This is a genomic window from Streptomyces sp. NPDC033229 (assembly GCF_055576875.1).
In genome coordinates this window covers 1-18,210 of record NZ_JBVIQR010000073.1, presented here as the reverse complement: position 1 = coordinate 18,210, position 18,210 = coordinate 1, and the positions used below count along the sequence as shown (strand labels likewise).

Below are 18,210 nucleotides of genomic sequence, written 5' to 3'. Positions count from 1 at the left end.
ATGTGAACGACGCTGCACCCCCGAGGTGACGGGTTGGCGGGGAGCTGGCGGGGCCACCCCCGACTTCACATCCGTCCGAGTGGTTAAAAGACAAGTTGAGCGTTTGTACTCATTCCGCTACTCAGTTCCACCCGTCCGCCGAACCCTGCCGACGGAACGGCTGCCACCGGCCGCCCGGCTACCGATTCGTTCGCGGGCTCACCAGGTCTCCCGCCGCAGGGGCGGTTCCGAAGGTGCCTTCGGCTCCGGGCCGAAGAGGACGGCCTTGGCGATGGACGGTGCGAAGAGGGACGTGACCGGCTCGGTCAGGGACAGCACGCCCCGGAACGCGGCGCCGATCTCCGGGTTGCCGCAGGCGCGGTCCTGGACACGGTTCAGGTACCAGTCGGCGGGCCGGTCGACAGCGCGGGGGCGCAGGGCGTTGCCCGTGGCGCCCGGCATGTTCTTGTCCGCCCCGGCGGAAACGTCCCACGCCTGTTGCGCCGCGGCGAACAGGGCTTTCTGCACGAAGCCGGTCGTCGGGGTCCGACGGGGCTCGTCGAGGGCGTCCCGCAAGGCGACGGCGCTGAACGCCGAGACGGACAGGCCCTGGCCGTAGACGGGATTGAAGGCGCACAGCGCCTCCCCTGTGGCGAGGAAGCCCGCCGGGCGGCGGCCCGGCCGGTCGTAGCGGCGGCGGAGGTTGGCGGTCTTGCGGAAGCCGTGGATGGCGGAGTCCGGTTCGGCCTCCAGCAGCCAGTCGTGGAGGACGGGGTGGGGAAGCTCGGCGGCGAAGGCGAGGAAGCCCGCCTCGTCGGTGGGCGGTTCGCTGCCGCGGAGCCCGGAGAGGATGACGGACCAGCGGCCGCCCTCCATGGGCAACAGAATGCCGCCACGCGGCTGGGTGGGGTTGGGTACGACGTAGATGCCCCGGAAGTCCGCGTTCGCGTCCTCGTCGCGCGCGCGGTAGAACCGCGTGGAGTAGGCGAGCCCGGTTTCGAGCAGTTCCTCGTGGGGCGGTTCGGCTCCGATCGCGGCCAGCCACGCGGGGGCGTGGGACGAGCGGCCCGTGGCGTCCAGGACGAGGTCGGCCTCCAGGGTGCGAGCGTCCTGTCGCGGGGCCGCGGCCCCGCGTTCGCGCAGCCGGACGCCCCGTACGCGGGTGGCGTCGCCGACCAGCCCCGTCACCTCCGTGCCCTGGAGCGTCTTGATGCGGGGGTTGCTCAGGACCCGACGGCGTACGACCCAGTCGGTCAACGGCCGCGAGCCGGTGAGGATGTGCGTGGTGGCCGGGGTACGGCGGAACCATCGGCCCCCCTGCCACTGCACGACGTCACTGGGCATGCCGACGCGGGGTGATCCCGCTTCGCGCATCGCGTCCAGGATTCCGGGCAGCAACACCTCCAGGGCCCGCTGGCCGCTCTCCAGCAGCACATGGGTGTGCCGGTCCTGCGGCAGGCCCGAACGGTGCTCGGGGCCGTCGGGGAACCGGTCGCGCTCGACGATGGTCACGGTGTCGGCGTGGGAGGCGAGGACATGGGCCGCGAGAAGCCCGGCCATGCTCCCCCCGATGACGACGGCATGGCGCGCCGATGGTGAGGTGCGCTCCCGGACGTCACTCGTCAAGGGCGTGCTCTGCGCTTCCACTGGGGCTCCTCGTGTCCGCTCTCGTCCGACCGGCCGCTCCGACCCGATCGGAACGGCTGTCAGATGATTCCGCACTTCGAAGTCCCGGGCGAACGAGGGGGCCACGCACCGGCCGTGGGTACGGCGTCGGACACCCGAGGAGCGCTGAGGCTTCCGGGACACGGCTGACTTCCGGGACACGGCTGAAAGCGATCGTCGCTGAGCGACGCCCGGCGGACCGGGCCCCTGCACGGCACGCCACTGCTCCGTGGCTACCCTCGTGTCCCGATCAAAGTCGACTTGTAGGGGGCAGGCTGTGCGGAGCGCCGCGGTGACGGCCGACGACGACAGGATCCGGTGGGTCGAGCTACCGGGCCGGGAGCCGACCCGGGCACAACATCATGCTGGACAATCCACAGGCGTTCGCGCACGCCACGGCGACGGTGCTCGCGGACCACGGCAGGCCGTGACCTTGCGCGGGAACAGCAGAAGTCGAAAGGTGACGCGATGAACGCCGCGGCCGCCGCCGGGCTCCTTCACCTCATCGCCGCCGAGCCGACCCTGCTCGCCGCCGCCCCCGCCGACGCGAGCGAAGCCGACCTCGACCACCGCGCACGCGAGGGGGACCATCCCTGCCTCGGCTGCGGAAGCGCGGCCCGTTGCGCCGTCATTGTCGACTCCCCGACGGACGGGCCGCGTTGGCTCGACCTCTGCTCCCCGTGCTGGCACGTCGTCCGCCGAGCCAACGGTCTCGCGGGTGACGAGTGACCAGTGCGGAGCCGAAGACCGCCCGCCCGCCCGCATGGCCCGATGAGTCGGCCATGTGCGGGCGTCGATCGGTCACGCCGCGACGCCCGCGGAAATAGTTCGGCGCATCAACGAACAGTTCAGGCCATCTGCTCTGCCCTCATACCGGGGCGGTGAAGGGTTCTCCCCATCGCGTAGCTCTGAGTGGGGGGACGAGTATGGGCGGTATTCCCGCGGTGGACGGGGTCAAGGAGCTGGTCAGTGTGTTGGACGCGCTGACGGGCCGGCGCGTGGGCAAGCAGACGGTCCCCGCGGTCGTCTTCGAAGACGATGGCGGTATGGGTGCCGACTTCGTCACCGGCTTCCGGACCCGGCTGCGCGGCGGGGCCGGGGCGGGCATCGTTCCCCATGCCCTGGCCGACGATGACCTGCTGGCCCGGGCCCGGGACGCCCGGGAGCCGGACGTGGTCCTGCTCGACGGCATCACCGCTCAGTTGGAGCAGACCACGCCGGAGAAGGCGGGACGGCTGACGCTGACGACATACTGGACGTGCCGCAGGGTGCTGGACGTCGACGTCGGGGCGGGAGCTCCGCCCGCCCAGCGCGACGCGCTGGCTGCATCGCTGTGCGCCTCCTGGCAGCGCGGCACTCCCGGGCTGCGGGGGTTGCGGTCGTTCATCGAGACCGGTGGTGCGGGCCAGGTGAGCGCGCGCCTGGGCGCCGTGGCAACGGTCCTGGTCGCGTGGCCTCTGGAGTGGGGCTATCGCATGTGGCTCAATCACACCCGGCGATTGCGGTGGTATGCGGGGAAGGTCTGCAATGCCGGACAGGCAGCCACCACGTTCCTGGCTGCCGCGACCCATCTGAGTCTCGAAGGGGATCTGCGGAACAACTCCGCCTTGCGGCAGTCGCTGTTGCTGGAAGCACTGGCCGTGGATGTGACGCGCGCCGGCCGCCGGGGAGTGTTCTCGCCCCGCAGACGACGCCGGGTATGGCCCTTCGTCGTGCTGCTTCCCCGCGTCGACGGCTCGGGCGTCGCCCTGCGCCGGCTGTTGGACGGCCTGGTCAAGGTCCGTCGCCGAGGCCTGCCGTTGGTGGTGATGGCCGCCCGCACTCCCGTCCCGCCGCCCGATGACCGTACGGAGCGCCGGGCCGGACCTCGCACCCCAGGTCAGGCCGCGGCCGCTCTGCGGCCCCTGCTGGAGAGGAAACCGCAGCCCGCCGCGGCGGACGACGACGGTCAGGTGACCGTCGCGCTGGCAGGTCCGCAGCGGTCGTCGGTGAGTGACTGGCTGGCCACGAACGTGGCGATGCGGCCCCGGCCGGTGCCCTGGCCTTCGACCTACCTGGGCACGGTCCTGGCGCTCGTCATGGTGGCCGCGGCCCTTCCGGCGGTGGGCTGGGCACGCCAACTGCTGGATCCCTGTCACGACATGTGGCAGGCGGGGGGTGCCAAAGTCGGTGTCGACACCGCTGCGCAGGGCTGTTACTTCACCCAGGGCAGCAGCCAGAAACTGCTGCGGTCCCTCCAGGACCGCATCCGGGCCCAGAACACCGCCGCCGAGCAGGGTGGCCCGTACCGCACCGTGGTCTTCCTCGCCCCGCTGACCGCCGACCCCCATGGCGCGGGCGAACAGCTCACCCCCGCCGGCGTGCTCCAGCTCGAGGGCGCCGCTCGTGCCCAAAAGGTCTTCAACCAGCAAGTGGGCGTCAACGCCGACCGCCCCCGCTTGCGGCTCCTCGTCGCCAACGTCGGTTACGCCTACTCCCACGCGCCGGCGGTGGTGGACCGGCTCAACGCACTGGCCGACGAGGATCCGGGCATCTCGGCGGTCATCGGTATCGCGCAGAGCCGGCAGGCATCCGTCGACGCGATCAACCGTCTCTCCGTCGACCTCCCGGTGATCGGCGCCGCGGTCACCGGCGACTTCATGGCCACCGAGACCACCACCTACTTCCAGACCCAGCCCACCAACCGCCACCTCGCCCGCGCCCTGGCCCGCCGCGTCACCGAACTCCACCGCAAGAAGGCGGTGATCGTCTATGACGACAAGGACCGCTACAGCGTCAACCTCCAGCAAAACCTCCGGACCGAGCTGGCCGCTCGCGACATCACCGTGGAGGAACCGTCGTTCGCGGTCATGCGTGAGGCGGCCCAGAACCAGCGCGGCGGCATGAGCACCCTGCCCGACCTCGCCAAGGAGATCTGCGCACTGAGCCGGAGCGAGGGCATCACGCTGTACGCCGCCCGCGGGAGCCAGCTGCCCAAAGTCCTCAACGAGGTCCAGGCCCAGTGCGGTGCCGACCGCAAGCCGGCCTTCCCCTTCCTGGCCTCCGACACGGGCACCCTCGTCGAGTACCCCGAGATCCCCGAATTCGCCCACCTCGGCCGCTACACGGCCGTCGACCTCTCCTACATCGCCTTCTCCCACGACCACCACAGCGACCACGCCGTGGGCAGCGATGCCTTCCGCGCGGCGGCAGCGGCGATCTACCGGGTATGGACGGGGACGAACACGCCCCGCGCCTCCAACGTCCTGCAACAACTGCGCTCGGGAGTCGACGTCCAGGACACCGTCGCCGTCGACCGTCCCTTCCATCTGCCCGCCGACGACCAGGCCCTCGCCCGGCGTCCCCTGTTCCTGTGCACCGTCCCCCACGCCCCCGGCCCCCTTCCCGTCTGCCGGGCGGCGGACGGGAGGCCGTAGCGGCGTGGCGCTCCGGGCGGTGCGCGAGGCGGTGTGTTCCTACTGTCGTGCGGGGACGTTGTCGAGGCAGGCGCTGATGTCGGGATGGATGTCGGTGTGCAGGGGGAGGATGAGGCGAGCCAGGAAGGCCTCGCGCATCCGAGTCCGCTGGACCTTTCCGCTGGTGGTCCGGTGGACGGTGTGGCGCGGCACGAGGACGAGGCTGGACGGTGTGCCCGTCGTGGTCCTCACGGCCTGTTTGATGAGCCCGGCGAGGTCCTGGTGGCTCAGACCGTCGAGCTTGTTCTCGTGCACCTCCTGGATGAGGACGATGTGCTCCCGGCCGGTGTCCACGCCGAAGGCGGCTCCGGCGCCGGCGGCGGGATGCGCGTTGCGGCCCGCATCCTCGATGTCCTGGGGGTAGAGGTTGCGGCCGTTGACGATGACGAGCTCTTTGAGACGGCCGGTGACGTAGAGCTCGTCTTCGAGCAGGAAGCCGAGATCGCCGGTGCGCAGGAACGGGCCGGTGCCGTCGGTGAGGTGGGCGTGGAAGGTGTCACGGGTGGCCTGCTCGTGTCCCCGGTAGCCCTGGGCGACGCTGTGGCCGGCCACCCAGATCTCACCGACGTGTCCGTCGGGGAGGGGCGTGGTGGTCCGGGGATCGACGATGCGCAGGTCCGCGTCGACGGGCCGACCGCTGGAGACCAGTTCGGTGCCGGTGCCGGCCGGTACGCTCACCGCGCGGTGGTGGGCCAGGCGGGTGGCGTCGACATGGCGGGTGCGCGGCCCTGTGCCCCGTTGGCTGCCGGTGACCAGCAGGGTGGATTCGGCCATGCCGTAGGCGGGTGCCCATGCCTGGGGGCGGAACCCGATCGGGCCGAGCCGTTCCACGGTCTTGCGCAGAGTGGAGGCACGGACGGTTTCCGCACCGTTGAGTGCCCATTCCAGACACGAGATGTCGAGCGCTCGCAGGTCTTCGTCACGTACGGAACGCACCAGCCATTCGTAGGCGAAGTTGGGGCCGAACGTGAAGGCCGCCCGGTACCGGCTGATCATCTGCAGCCATACGGCGGGGCGGGAGACGAATGTGAGCGGTGAGGTGAAGACCATGTTCCCGCCCGCGTACAGGGGCTGGAGCAGTTGTCCGACCAGGCCCATGTCGTGGTAGTGGGGCAGCCATCCGGTGCCGGTGCCGGATTTCGGTGAGCCGATGACGGTGTGGATCTGCCGTGAGTTGTGGAGCAGGTTGGCGTGGGAGACGGCGACGCCGCGCGGTTCGCCGGTGGAGCCCGAGGTGTACTGCAGATAGGCGGTGGTCTGTGCGGTCACCTCCGGCAGTGCCGTGTGACGTGCGGCGGGGGGTGGGGCGGTGTCGGTCGCCAGGCACCTCACGGTGCCGTGCAGGGCGGTGTCGCGCAGCCATTGGCGGAGCGCGGCCTGGTTGACCCGGTCGGTGAGAATCAGCCGGACCCCCGTGTCCCGGATGATGGCCTCCGCGCGCTCCAGCGCGCGCGGGTCGGTGGCCGGCAGCGGCGCGGGAACAGCGACTGACCGCGCGAAGAGGCAGCCGAAGAAGGCTGTCAGAAATTCCAGTCCGGCCGGGTAGAGCAGCAGGACGGGCTGGTCGGTCATGTCCGCCCGGGCCAGCCGGGCTCCGATGTCACGGGCACGTCGTTCCAGTTCCGCGTAGGTCAGGCGCCCTGTTTCCACCGCGCTGCCCCGCCGGCTCTCCACGAAGGCGAACCAGCGGGTGTCCGCATACCGACGGGCTTGTTCCCGAAGGCAGTGCACGAAGCTTTTCATCGGTCGTCCCCGATCGTGAGCGATGTCGCCGGGCAGGCCGCGCGGGAGCGGTGTCCTTCGTGCGTGGTCGCGGGCTCCAGGGCGTCCTGGACGCAGGTGACCGCGTCCGCGACCGTGCGCAGTTCCCATGCCCTTTCCTCGCTGATGGTGACGCCGAACCGGTCTTCGGCCGCCACCACGATCTGCACCATGCGCAGCGAGTCGAGTTCCAGGTCGGCGACGAATGCCTTGTCCTCATCGACCCGCTCGCACGGGAGGTCGGTGACGTCCCGCAGGATTTCGCTCAGCGCCCGCACGATCTCTTCCCTGGTCATCGAAGAAGGGGTCACCTCAGTCCTCGTGTTCATCATGGTTCGTCACCTCGGGGGGCGTTCTTCCCGCGGTCAGGGGTCCGGCGGGGGCTCACGGCTGGACGTCGGCGGGGTTCCACGTCACGGGCAGGCTTTCCAGGCCGCGTTCGAACGGGCCGGGTCTCCAACGCACATGCCCGTCGAGTCGCAGGTCGGGGAAGCGGCGCAGCAGGACACTGATGGCTGTTTCGGCGGTGAGGCGGCCGATCCGGGCCCCGAGGCAGTAGTGGATTCCGTGGCCGTAGGCCAGGTGAGGGTTGGGGGTCCGTCGCAGGTCGAGTTCGTCGGGCCGGTGGAAGTGGGACGCGTCCCGGTTGGCCGAGCCGAGGGAGACGATCAGCGACGCGTCGGCGGGGACGGTGACGCCGCTGAATTCGACGGGTTCCAGAGTGCCTCGCCAGCTGGTGAAGGTGAGGGGACTGTCGAACCGCAGGAGCTCGTCCGTGGCCGTCGTGATCAGGGCGGGGTCGGTGCGCAGGTGGTCGGCCTGTTCGGGGTGGGTCAGCAGGGTGTGCATGCTGTTGCCGACGGCGTTGATGCTGGGATCCTGCCCGGCGACCAGCATCAGCAGGAACATGCCCCGCAGTTCGTCCTCGGTGATGAGATGTTCCTCGTCGCAGGCCCGCACCAGCAGCGACAGCAGGTCGTCACCCGGCCGTCGGCGCTTGTCGGACAGGATGCCGCGCGTCATCTCGTCCGCCTGGTGGGCCAGGGCCCGGAAGTAGGGCACGGTGGTGTTCCAGTCGACCAGCCGCCAGGTCAGGGCGCGCAGTCGGGGGAGGTCGGGGACCGGGGCGCCGAGGACGGCGAAGAGGACGTGTGCCCCGAGCGGGTAGGCGACCTCGGCCATCAGGTCGGCGTGCCCGCGGGGAGCCATCCGGTCGATGCGTTCGTTGACGATGTCGGTGATCCGTGTGAGCCACCGGTCCTGCCGGTGCGGGGTGAACAGGGGGGCCATCAGGCGCCGCAGCTCACCGTGGCGTGGGTCGTCGGTGTCCAGGAGGTGGGTGAACAACCGCTCGCGGAGCTCGCCGGGCCACTCGCCGCCCCACAGGATGCCGGCGGGGGTGCGCTTGCTGTCGCAGCTCACCCGCTTGTCCTTGTGGGCCCGGCGTACGTCCTCGTACCGGGTCAGCAGCCATCCGGGGCCGTCGGGGGTGACGACATGGCTCACGGGCCGGTTCTCGCGCAGCCACCGCAGGGTCGGGTGGGGGTCCTGGTGGAACCGGTCGGTGAAGGGTGCGGGAAGTCCCGTCGGCAGATCGGCGGGCGGCCACCCGGCGGGGTGCGTCTGCTTCGCCCGCACCACCGGCTTGCCGCCCGCCGTGACGCTGCCCGGTCCGACCTCCCGGTCGAAGACCTCACAGAGGGCCTGACGTGGCCGGACACCGTCAGCCACCGAGACCGTCTGCAGATGGCTGGTGCGCAGCATGGGGTAGTTCGCTTCCCCGAAAGCGCCACCGCTGAGCCCCGTGCCGCCGTGCGGGGGCAGGTAGGCAATCGCGGCGAGATGGGAGTCGTTGACGCGCAGTTGTCCGTACGACGTGGTCCGTTCCAGGAACTGCTCGGCCACATGGCCGTCACGCGTCCACAGCGAACAGCGCAGCCCGTAGGCGTTGGCACGGACGAACTTCAGGACGCTTTCCAGGAGAGGCCGGTCTTCGTCCGGGTCGGGCACCACCACGGTCATCAGGGGGAAGAACGTCTCGTGCCGGACGGCGCGCAGCCGGTTCGCCTGCCGGATGCCGTCCACCCGCACCAGAGCGGGCTCCAGGAAGACCCCGGTGTCGCGTTCCTCGCCGTGGACGTCCAAGTGCCTTCCACCGGCGAGCACGCGCGCACCGTGCTCACGCGCGTCGGCCAGTGCCGCGTCGTACCCGGCACTGTGGGGTGTGGGGACGAGGACGACGTCCGGGTCCTCCGGATGACCGGGGCGCAGGTCGCGGACAGCCTCTTGAAGCCGGTCCAGGAGTGCGTCCGCCACCTCGGGGTGAGCCAGGGCGATGTTGGGCGCGCAGCAGATCTGCCCGGACGCGTGGAAGGACTCGGTCAGCGCCTCGACGGCCGGAGCGAGGTCGGCGTCCTTCCAGACCACGACCATGTCGTTGCCCGCGAGCTCCAGCACCGGTTTCTTGCCCCGCGCCAGACAGTCCTGCTGCAGGCGCAGGCCCCGCGTGCTGTCGCCGAAGTAGAAGATGTCGTCGACCAGCGGGCTCGCCAGCCACGTCCTCAGCGTCGTGTCCGGGTCCGCGCACAGGGCGGAGAGCGCCCCCGGTGGCGCTCCCACTGCCTCGAGCGCGGGAGCCGCCACGTTTCGCAGCAGGTACATGGCAGCCAGTGGAGCCTGCCGGGACAGGCGCACCACCAGAGAGTTGCCGGCCATCGATGCCTGCAGCGCGGCGGCGACGCCGACCAGGGGGGTGTTCCGGGGCGGCTGGACACACACCACACCGTCGGGCCGACGCCGAAGCAACAGTCGGCGGCCACTCACGGCCACCTCGGTCCGCATCTGTTCCGCGCACCATCGCGTGGTCTCCGGCCCGAAGAACGCCAGCACGCTGGAGATCTCGGACGTGGCGAGCCGCAGTGGGTGGCCCTCCCCGACCAGGAGCTCGACCACGCGCGCGGCATGGTCCTTGACGCCCGCCCTGAAGACTGCGGCGAACTTCATCCGCTGCTCGAAGGGCACCCGCGCCCAGACAGGGACGGCCTGCGCCGCCGCCCGCAGGGCCTCCTCCATCAGTTCCGGCCGCGCCAGGGCGCAACGGCCGAGGACCACGTCCGGGTACTCCGACGTGGACATCGTTCCCCGGTCCAGGGACCTCTTGTACGCGGTGGCACCGAGCGGGTCGTCGACGAGTGCTGTGGCCCGGATGGAGTAGGTCCAGGCGTCCTCGTTCCGGACCGCCTCTCCCGCGACGAACGAGGGGAAGTCGTAAAGGAGCGCGTCCGCAGTCGCGGCGGGCGGTGCGACGGACGGGGACAGGTGGTCTACCGAGATGGTCATGCTCGTCACCTCACGTTCAGCCGAGGGAGACGTTCAGCCGAGGGAGCCTCGGCCACAGCCGCCATCGGCATACTCATGCCTGGCGGCTCGTGAGCACCGGTGCGACGCGCCGGGCGTACGGTGCGGCAGGGCCGCCCCATGACGCCGTCTAACCGGCTGTGAGCTCTCCGGTGCACACGCCGAAGGCGTCGCCCCCCTTGGCTGTGCCGGCACCGAAGGTGTCGTTGAGCACCTTCGCGAACTCCGGGGTGACGTTCACATCAAGATTCATCAGCCGCACGGTCGCCTTCAGCGGCACGAGGGAAAGCTTCGGCTCGAGCGTGGGCGGTGCGGCGTAGGCGAACGTGGGAATGCGGGCACCCGCCGGGTCGGCCGCGGACTTCACCACAGCGCTGGCCCCGCCCACCGGGAGCTTGGCTTCGGGGTCGAGGATCTCGACCACCTTGCCCTGCGCGTTCTTCAGGACGAATCCGCCCTTGGTGAGGAAGCGCATATCAATCGCCTTGGCCAGGGAAGCCGGGTCGGTGACCACGGCGGCCGGGTCGGCGTTGAGCTTGAGCAGCCCAGACCGCCCCGTGAACGCCACCGCCGGCCACGTGGCGTCCTTCGCCGGGGTCCGCGCCTGGAACGTCACCCCTTTCGCCTTCGAGACATAGACGCACTCTCCGGTCAGGGACGTCACCTTGAGCACGGTGGGGGCATAGGCGTACGCGCTCACGGTGATCACGGGAAGCGCCACCGCCACCATGCCCAGCGCTACGGCTCGCGTCCGGCGCATGAACTCTCCGTTTCCGACGGCTGTGGCCACGTCTTCCGACGGCTGTAGCCACGTCGCACCATCCTCACCCGGAGCCTTTGACGGTGCACCGCGCCGGTGGACGAACGAGTGACGGTAAGTTCCGGCCGACAGCCGCACGATCGGGGGCCGGGCTTTCGGTGGCGGGGCGGGCCACGAAGCGGCGTCCGCCGGGAAGACGCAGGCCAGAGCCGACACCGGCCGAGCTCCCCGCGAGGCCGAAGGTCCGGAACCACCCTGATGTGCCCGAAGCGGCCCAACGTATCCTCGGCCGTAGTAGCCGAGAACGAATGGGACGGGGGGTGGGCCTGCATGGAGTTCCGCGTGCTGGGAGCGGTCTCCGCGCTGACGGACGGCGGGGAACAGATCCCGCTCGGTCCCGCCATGCGCCGCAGCCTGCTGGCCATGCTGCTGCTGCGTCCCAATACGGCCGTCGGCGTCGACCGGCTGACCGAGGCGCTGTGGGGCGAGGAGCCGCCCCGGCACTCCCGCACCGTGCTGCAGGGCCACGTCTCCCGGCTGCGCGCCCTGCTCGCCGAACACGGGGCACCGGCGTACGGCGTCGAGCTCCTCACCCAGGGACGGGCCTATCTCCTGCGGCTGCCCGAGTCGCTGGTGGACGCCCACCGGTTCGAGGAGTTGCTCCAGCTCGCCCGGGAGCAGCGCGATCCGGGCGACACCGTGTCGATGCTCCGGGAGGCGCTCGCGCTGTGGCAGGGCCCGGCGCTCGCCGGAACCGTGTACAGCACGCTGTTGGAAACCGCCGCGCACATGCTGCAGGAGCTGCGGCTCACCGCCGTGGAGGAGCTGGCGGACGCCCACGGGCGGCTCGGCGAGCACGGCACGGCGGCGGCCGTGCTGCACACCGAGGCCATCGCGAACCCGTTGCGGGAATCGCTGATCGCGGTGCTGATGCTGGCCCTGGGGAGGGCGGGCCGGCGGTCGGAGGCGCTGGACTGGTTCCACCGCACCCGACGACTGCTCGCCGACCAGCTCGGCATCGATCCCGGAGCGGCACTCACCGACGCGTACGCCGCTCTCCTGAGGGCCGACGCCCCGCAGGCCTCCGCCGCACCGGCGCCGGTCGGAACGTCACCGGCCCTGCTCCCCTCCGCCGAGCCGCAGAAGACGCGGAGGGCACAGGAGTCACCAGGGTCGCGGCACACGCCCGCACCGTCCACACCGGCCGCACCGCACCACACCGCCGCCGTGCCGCAGCTGTTGCCGCGACGCCCCGGGGGCTTCACGGGGCGCGAGGACGAACTGGCCGCACTCGACCACGCCACGGCATCCGGCCCCGGCCCCATCGCCGTGATCACGGGCAGCGCCGGGGTCGGGAAGACCGCCCTCGCCGTGCACTGGGCACACCTCCACCGCGCGGACTTCCCCGACGGCCGGCTGTTCGTCGACCTCCACGGCTACAGCGCCGTCCCGGCCCGCGACACCACCGCCGTACTCCGCGATTTCCTGCTCGCGCTCGGCGTCCCGGCCGAGCAGATGCCCGGTTCGCCCGACGCGATGGGTGCCCGCTACCGCGAGCTGACCTCCGGGCGCAGACTGCTGATCGTCGTGGACAACGCCCGCGGTTCCGAGCAGATCCGCCCGCTGCTGCCCGGCGGGGAGGACTGCGTCACGCTCGTCACCAGCCGCGACCGGCTCGGCGGGCTCGTGGCCTCGGATGCCGCCCGCCTCGTCCCGCTCACCGAGCTCCCGCCGGCCCATTCCACCGCGCTGCTCTCCGCCGTCCTGGGCCCGGACCTGGTCGCGGCCGAACCCGAGGCCGCGACACGGCTCGCCGAGCTGTGCGACGGCCTGCCGCTCGCCCTGCGCGTCGCCGCCGCCCGGCTCGCCACCCGCCCGCACGGCGGGCTTGCCGCCTTCGCCGGTGAACTCGCCGACGAGCACAGCAGGTTGGACCTGCTGAACGTCGAGGACACCGGTGTCGCCGCCGCCCTCGGCCTCACCGTCCACCACCTCCCCGAACCGGCGCGGGAGATGTTCCACCGGCTCGGTCCGCACACCGGCGCCACCCTCGACACCGGCACGGCCGCCGCACTGGCCGACTGCCCGCCCGGCCGGGCGACCGTCGCGCTGGACCAGCTGGCCGCCGCCCACTTGGTCGTCGAGACGGGACCGCGCTCCTACGTACTGCACGACCTCGTACGGCTCTACGCCCGCTCCCTCGCCCCCGGGCACGACCCCGACGCACTGCTCCGGCTGCTCGACCACCGGCTGCACACGCTCCTCGCGGCGTGTGCCGCCGCGGAGCCCGGCAGCGAGCCGTGCTGCGCCCTTCCTCCCGGGGGGAGGCCCGCCGTCGCCGTCCGGACGTTCACGAGCCGCCAGGACGCCCTCGTCTGGTATTCCGCCGAACGGGACACGTTGCGCGGCGCGGTCGAGGCCGCCGCCGCGGCGGGAATGCACGACCGCGCCTGGCGTCTGGTCATCCTCCAGTGGCCCCTGATCCTGTGGCAGGTCCACGACGGCTGGGTGCCGCTGCTCGAACAGGGCCTGGCCTCCGCGGAGCTCGACGACGATCCCGCGGCCCAGTCCCGGGCGCGGGCACTGCTGGGCTGGGTGCTGTCCGAGGAGGGCAGGTCCGAGGAAGCCCTGGCCCAGTTGGAACACGCCCCCGCCCTCGCCGCCCGGGTGGGCGACACGGCCGGGGAAGCCACGGCCCTGATCAACCTGGGCGTCGAACTCATGCGGCACGGCCGGCAGGAGCGGCCCCGGGACCTGTTGACCCAGGCCCTCGCCCTGGCCGAAGGGGCCGGTCTCACCGAGACCGTCACCCTCGCCCATCTGCACCTCACGCACCTTTTCCTCGCCGTCGGCGCCCCTCAGGAGGCCGCCGACCACGCCGTGCGCGGTCTGGCCCTCGCCGCTCCCCCGCTCGCCGCCCCGCGGCGCATTGTGCTGCGCACCCTGTACGGCAGGGCGCTCGCCGCCACGGGCCGCACGGTCGAAGCCGTACGCCAGCTCGACGAGGCTATTCGGGAGGCGCAGGCCAGCGCGTACGAGGAGGGTGAGACCGAAGCGCGCGTCGTACTCTCGGCGCTGGCGAACCGGTAGCGCGTGCGCGTGGCGGGAGGGACGTCCCGACCGTCGCCACTACCGGTACGAGCGAAGCCGCAGGTGCGACGGCTCAGAAGTCGTCCGCGCCGTTGCGCAGCTCGTGCGTCCAGTAGCCGGTGGCCCACTTCGCCGGGTCGACGGCGATGCCGCCGCCGGGAGCCTTCACGGCGGTCATGCCGCCGCCGCCCTGGAGCGTGACGGAGAAGGCCGTCACGGGCTCGGTGTTCTCGGTGCGCCCGCCGTCCGACAGCTTGACCAGCGCGTATGCGGGGGCGCCCGCGGTGAGCACGACGGGCGTGGCGGGCTTGCTCTTGGCGACCGGCGGCACGTTCTCCCGGTGGCTCTCGAGGAACTCGATCTCCGGGAAGCCGGTCAGCTTGCAGCTGTGGCCCGAGGTGTTCTTCGCCGTCAGGACGATGTGGGTGTAGGGCGGGCCGCCCTGGTAGGCGGCGCTGATGGCGACGTTCTCGGTGGTACAGACGGGCGTGTTCGCGGCCGCCTGCCCGGTGGAGGCCTTCGCGGCGCCGGCAGCCTGTGCGCTGCTGGCGTTCTTCCCGCTGGCAGCGCCCTTGGCGGTGTCGGTGTTCTTCTCGGCCTGCGCCGGCGAAGGGGCCGACGCGGCGCTGTCGGCCGCCGGGCCGGAGGACTTCACGCCGGAGCTGCCTTCACCGCAGGCGGTGAGCGACAGGGCGAGCACGGCGGTGGTGACGGCGGCAAGGCCGGTGGTGCGGGTGCGGAACTTACGCATGGTCATTCCCTCGTGGTGGTAGTGCGGCCGACGTCCGGTCCTGCGGCAAGCCGAGCCCGGCCTGCCGACATTCATGAGTCTCGGGCCCACCACTGACGTTCTGCTGCTCCGGCACTAACCTCCCGCTAACGTCCTGCCTGTTGGGCGCGGGCGGTGGCCGAGCTCCGGGGTCACGCGACAGCCGGCCCGCCATCCGTTTTCCCGGAAACGGCAACAAGAATTGCCGCTGCCGCCGAGGCGATCGCAGGCTTCCCCGCATGAGTCCACACAACGATGCGTTGAAGCCCCTCGGTGCGGGACAGGGTGAGGCGGCAACGGGAAACGCGCGGCGGGCACCTTCGGTTCGGTGGGCGCTCGCCGCGCTTTCGCTGTCCATGGTGCTGTCCTCGCTCGGGACCAGCATCGCCAACGTCGGCCTGCCGACGTTGGCGCAGGCGTTCCACGCCTCCTTCCAGGAAGCCCAGTGGATCGTCCTCGCCTATCTCCTCGCCGTCACCACCCTGATCGTCAGCGTCGGACGGCTCGGGGACCTGATCGGCCGCCGACGGCTGCTGTTGGCCGGGATCTTCCTGTTCACGACGGCCTCGGTCCTGTGCGGCATCGCGCCCACGCTCTGGCTGCTGATCGCCGCCCGGGGCGCGCAGGGCCTCGGAGCGGCCGTCATGATGGCCCTCACCATGGCGTTCGTCGGCGAGACGGTGCCGAAGGGGAAGACCGGCAGCGCCATGGGGCTGCTCGGAACGATGTCCGCGATCGGCACCGCTCTCGGCCCCTCGTTGGGCGGCGTTCTGATCTCCGGCCTCGGTTGGCGGGCGATGTTCCTCGTCAACGTACCGCTGGGCATGCTGAGTCTGCTTCTCGCGCACCGCTGCCTGCCCGTCGACCGGCGGGGACCCAAGGCCGACCGGGCCGGCTTCGACCATGCGGGCACACTGCTGCTCGCCCTGACGCTCGCGGCCTACGCACTCGCCATGACCTTGGGGCGCGGCGGATTCGGTCCGCTCAACATGGCTCTGCTGGCGGTAGCCGCCCTCGGGGTCTGCCTCTTCCTGCGCGTCGAGGCGAGAGCGGCCTCCCCCTTGATCCGACCGGCCATGTTCCGCGATCCGGTACTGAGTACGAGCCTCGCCATGAGCATGCTGGTCTCGACGGTGATGATGGCGACGCTGGTGGTCGGGCCGTTCTACCTCTCCCGCACGCTCGGGCTCCATGAGGCGGTCGCCGGACTCACCCTGTCGGTCGGTCCGCTGGTCACCGCCCTGGCCGGGGTCCCGGCGGGACGCGTCGCGGACCGATTCGGCGCACCCCGCATGACCGTCATGGGACTCATCGTCATCGCGGTCGGTTGCTTCATGCTGTCCATGACGTCGGCGACGCTCGGCACCTTCGGCTACATCGTCCCCATCGCGGTCATCACCGTCGGCTACGCGGCGTTCCAGACGGCCAACAACACCGCCGTCATGGCGGATGTCCCCCCGGACCAGCGGGGCGTCACCTCCGGCATGCTCAATCTGTCGCGCAACCTCGGGCTGGTCACCGGCACATCCGTCATGGGCGCCGTGTTCGCCCTCGCGTCAGCGACGACGGACGTCACCACGGCGCGCCCCGAGGCCGTCACGACCGGCATGCGGACCACGTTCGCCGTGGCGGCGCTGCTGATCGTCGTCGCGCTCACGCTGACGGCCGGCGGCCGCGCGCTCTCGCGCCGTACGGCGGGCATGGCTGCGGAGGCGGAGGGGCGCTGAGCCGTCGGGGCCAGCGGTGGAGCCCGAGAAGGCCCCAGTTGAGTCCCACGCTCACCCGATCCCTTCCAGGAACGGGACGATCGCATCGATGAAGTGCTCGTTCCGATCGCCCGCCACCATATGCCCCACGCCGGCCACGTCGACGCGCCGCGCGCGGGGAACCCTGTCGCAGAACTGCTCGGCGATGTCTTCGCGCACCACGTCGCTGATCCCGCCGCGCACGAGCAGGATCGGCACGTCGGCGTGGCGTGCGGCGGCGAGGAGACGCTCTGCCATGCCGGGCGGGTCCATCCGGTTCTCGAAACTGTCCAGCATCCGGGGGTCCCAGTGCCAGACCCAGCGATCGCCCTGACGTCGCAGGTTCTTGCGTAACCCCTCGGGGTCTTCCGGACGTGGGCGATGCGGCAGGTGGGCGGACAACGCCTCGGCCGCTTCCTCCAGGCCGGCGAATCCGTCCGGCCTGCGGCGCATGAACTCCACGATCCGGCGGGCCCCGCGCGGATCCGGTCGATGGGCGACGTCGATGAGCACCAGAGCACGAATGACCGCCCTGGGTGCCTCTCCAGCGGCGAGCAGTGAGCTCAGGCCCCCGAGGGAAGCACCGATGAGCACCGGCCGGCCGCCGAGTTCGGCGACGAGCGCCCGGACGTCCTCGGCGAACAGGTCGAGGTCGTAGTCACCGTCGGCTGACCATTGGCTGGTGCCATGACCGCGCAGGTCCGGGGCGATGACCCGCCACCCCAGCGAGGCCAGTCGGGGGCCGGTCCGATGCCAGGCGTGTCGCGTCTGACCGCCGCCGTGCAGCAGGACAAGAGGCGGCGAGGACGCCTCGCCCCACACATCCGCCGCGAGCAGCACCCCGCCGCGGCCCACGAAGTTGCGGTGCCTCGGCCCCGCGCCGGCCGTCATACCGCACCTCGGGTTCGCAGCGGTTCCAGCATCTGGTCGCGGTGGGGCTCCGCGGCCGCCGCGGCGAGCGCGACGTCCAGCGCGAACAGCGCACGCGCGAGGAACCGGTCGTCGTCGATCAGGGCGGCGACCCACTGATGCAGCGCGCCCACGCACGAGGTGGCGACAACGGCGGCCAACGCGTCCGTGTCGATGTCCGCGCGCAGGAGGCCCTGTGTCCGTGCGTCCGTCATCGCCCGGCGGAGCCGGGTGAGCGGGCTGCGGTCGAGTACGAGGCCGCTGTCCTCCCACTCACGCACCATGCGACGCGACACGACCGGGTCGCTCACGAACAGCCGGACGGTGGAGCTGACGACTTCCCGCGGGTCACCGGATCCCAGCACCGCCAGGCGGCGTTCGAGTTCGTCCATGAACCCGGCGGCGAGCGCCTCCCAGATCTTGTCGCGCGGTCCGATCAGGTTGTACACGGTGGCCGGGGCGACCCCCGCTCGCTCGGCGATCCGCTCGGCGCTGATCGCCGATTCCGGGGCGTCCCGCAGGAGTTCGCGCGTCGCCTCGAGGATCCGCCTCCGTCGCCGGGCCTTGTGCTGCTCACGCAGTCCCCCTTCGTCCGTCTGCATACGCGCACATCCCTTCCCTAGAACTTACGAGCTGGTGCGTGATAGCGGGGTGAGTGTCGTGCCTGGCTGGTGGCATGATCCGGCTGTGGCGATCACGATCAATCGGGCGGTACTGGCA

General features: G+C 71.3%; 12 protein-coding genes. 4 read left to right on the top strand and 8 right to left on the bottom strand.

Translation table 11 applies throughout. The features are described 5' to 3' along the window. Nucleotides 1-198: 198 nt before the first annotated feature. On the bottom strand, nucleotides 199-1,626 hold the full coding sequence (locus ACZ53N_RS33785) for an NAD(P)/FAD-dependent oxidoreductase (protein ID WP_469144622.1): 1,428 nt from the start codon (nucleotides 1,624-1,626) through the stop codon (nucleotides 199-201). Between the two features lie 486 nt (nucleotides 1,627-2,112). On the opposite strand from ACZ53N_RS33785, the gene ACZ53N_RS33780 reads away from it, so the two are divergent. Next, on the top strand, nucleotides 2,113-2,373 hold the full coding sequence (locus tag ACZ53N_RS33780; protein WP_469144621.1) for a hypothetical protein: 261 nt from the start codon (nucleotides 2,113-2,115) through the stop codon (nucleotides 2,371-2,373). A gap of 197 nt (nucleotides 2,374-2,570) precedes the next feature. After that, on the top strand, nucleotides 2,571-5,060 hold the full coding sequence (locus tag ACZ53N_RS33775) for an ABC transporter substrate-binding protein (RefSeq protein ID WP_469144620.1): 2,490 nt from the start codon (nucleotides 2,571-2,573) through the stop codon (nucleotides 5,058-5,060). 39 nt (nucleotides 5,061-5,099) lie between these two features. On the opposite strand, the gene ACZ53N_RS33770 is transcribed toward ACZ53N_RS33775, so the two are convergent. The 4 genes from ACZ53N_RS33770 to ACZ53N_RS33755 form a co-directional block, all read right to left on the bottom strand. Next, entirely contained in the window at nucleotides 5,100-6,842 is a 1,743-nt protein-coding gene (locus ACZ53N_RS33770) for a fatty acyl-AMP ligase (RefSeq protein WP_469144619.1), read from the bottom strand. Further along, the gene (locus ACZ53N_RS33765; protein WP_469144618.1) at nucleotides 6,839-7,156 is read right to left on the bottom strand and encodes an acyl carrier protein; all 318 of its coding nucleotides are present in this window, start codon (nucleotides 7,154-7,156) and stop codon (nucleotides 6,839-6,841) included. Before ACZ53N_RS33765 ends, ACZ53N_RS33770 begins: the two co-directional genes overlap by 4 nt. An 88-nt stretch (nucleotides 7,157-7,244) precedes the next feature. Further along, entirely contained in the window at nucleotides 7,245-10,199 is a 2,955-nt protein-coding gene (locus ACZ53N_RS33760; protein ID WP_469144617.1) for an aldehyde dehydrogenase family protein, read from the bottom strand. Nucleotides 10,200-10,347: 148 nt separating this feature from the next. Next, complete coding sequence (locus ACZ53N_RS33755) at nucleotides 10,348-10,977, bottom strand: hypothetical protein (protein WP_469144616.1); 630 nt, start codon at nucleotides 10,975-10,977, stop codon at nucleotides 10,348-10,350. Between the two features lie 330 nt (nucleotides 10,978-11,307). Between ACZ53N_RS33755 and ACZ53N_RS33750 the strand changes: the two genes are divergently transcribed. Further along, nucleotides 11,308-14,067: an AfsR/SARP family transcriptional regulator gene (locus tag ACZ53N_RS33750; RefSeq protein ID WP_469144615.1), complete on the top strand. Its 2,760-nt coding sequence runs from the start codon at nucleotides 11,308-11,310 to the stop codon at nucleotides 14,065-14,067. A gap of 73 nt (nucleotides 14,068-14,140) precedes the next feature. Here ACZ53N_RS33750 and ACZ53N_RS33745 read toward each other — a convergent pair whose 3' ends face one another. Continuing rightward, complete coding sequence (locus ACZ53N_RS33745) at nucleotides 14,141-14,818, bottom strand: DUF4232 domain-containing protein (RefSeq protein WP_469144623.1); 678 nt, start codon at nucleotides 14,816-14,818, stop codon at nucleotides 14,141-14,143. A gap of 257 nt (nucleotides 14,819-15,075) precedes the next feature. Between ACZ53N_RS33745 and ACZ53N_RS33740 the strand changes: the two genes are divergently transcribed. Further along, nucleotides 15,076-16,563, top strand: coding sequence for an MFS transporter (locus ACZ53N_RS33740; protein ID WP_469144614.1), 1,488 nt, complete (start codon nucleotides 15,076-15,078; stop codon nucleotides 16,561-16,563). A 51-nt stretch (nucleotides 16,564-16,614) separates the two neighbouring features. On the opposite strand, the gene ACZ53N_RS33735 is transcribed toward ACZ53N_RS33740, so the two are convergent. Next, nucleotides 16,615-17,472: an alpha/beta fold hydrolase gene (locus ACZ53N_RS33735; RefSeq protein WP_469144613.1), complete on the bottom strand. Its 858-nt coding sequence runs from the start codon at nucleotides 17,470-17,472 to the stop codon at nucleotides 16,615-16,617. Continuing rightward, nucleotides 17,469-18,092, bottom strand: coding sequence for a TetR/AcrR family transcriptional regulator (locus ACZ53N_RS33730; RefSeq protein ID WP_469144612.1), 624 nt, complete (start codon nucleotides 18,090-18,092; stop codon nucleotides 17,469-17,471). Before ACZ53N_RS33730 ends, ACZ53N_RS33735 begins: the two co-directional genes overlap by 4 nt. Nucleotides 18,093-18,210 lie beyond the last annotated feature (118 nt).

Bases quoted from the DNA above. Each gene is read 5' to 3' on its own strand.
- ACZ53N_RS33780 (WP_469144621.1), top strand. From the start codon at position 2,113: ATGAACGCCGCGGCCGCCGCCGGGCTCCTTCACCTCATCGCCGCCGAG.
- ACZ53N_RS33775 (WP_469144620.1), top strand. From the start codon at position 2,571: ATGGGCGGTATTCCCGCGGTGGACGGGGTCAAGGAGCTGGTCAGTGTG.
- ACZ53N_RS33770 (WP_469144619.1), bottom strand. From the start codon at position 6,842: ATGAAAAGCTTCGTGCACTGCCTTCGGGAACAAGCCCGTCGGTATGCG.
- ACZ53N_RS33765 (WP_469144618.1), bottom strand. From the start codon at position 7,156: ATGACCAGGGAAGAGATCGTGCGGGCGCTGAGCGAAATCCTGCGGGAC.
- ACZ53N_RS33760 (WP_469144617.1), bottom strand. From the start codon at position 10,199: ATGACCATCTCGGTAGACCACCTGTCCCCGTCCGTCGCACCGCCCGCC.
- ACZ53N_RS33755 (WP_469144616.1), bottom strand. From the start codon at position 10,977: ATGCGCCGGACGCGAGCCGTAGCGCTGGGCATGGTGGCGGTGGCGCTT.
- ACZ53N_RS33750 (WP_469144615.1), top strand. From the start codon at position 11,308: ATGGAGTTCCGCGTGCTGGGAGCGGTCTCCGCGCTGACGGACGGCGGG.
- ACZ53N_RS33745 (WP_469144623.1), bottom strand. From the start codon at position 14,818: ATGCGTAAGTTCCGCACCCGCACCACCGGCCTTGCCGCCGTCACCACC.
- ACZ53N_RS33740 (WP_469144614.1), top strand. From the start codon at position 15,076: ATGAGTCCACACAACGATGCGTTGAAGCCCCTCGGTGCGGGACAGGGT.
- ACZ53N_RS33735 (WP_469144613.1), bottom strand. From the start codon at position 17,472: ATGACGGCCGGCGCGGGGCCGAGGCACCGCAACTTCGTGGGCCGCGGC.
- ACZ53N_RS33730 (WP_469144612.1), bottom strand. From the start codon at position 18,092: ATGCAGACGGACGAAGGGGGACTGCGTGAGCAGCACAAGGCCCGGCGA.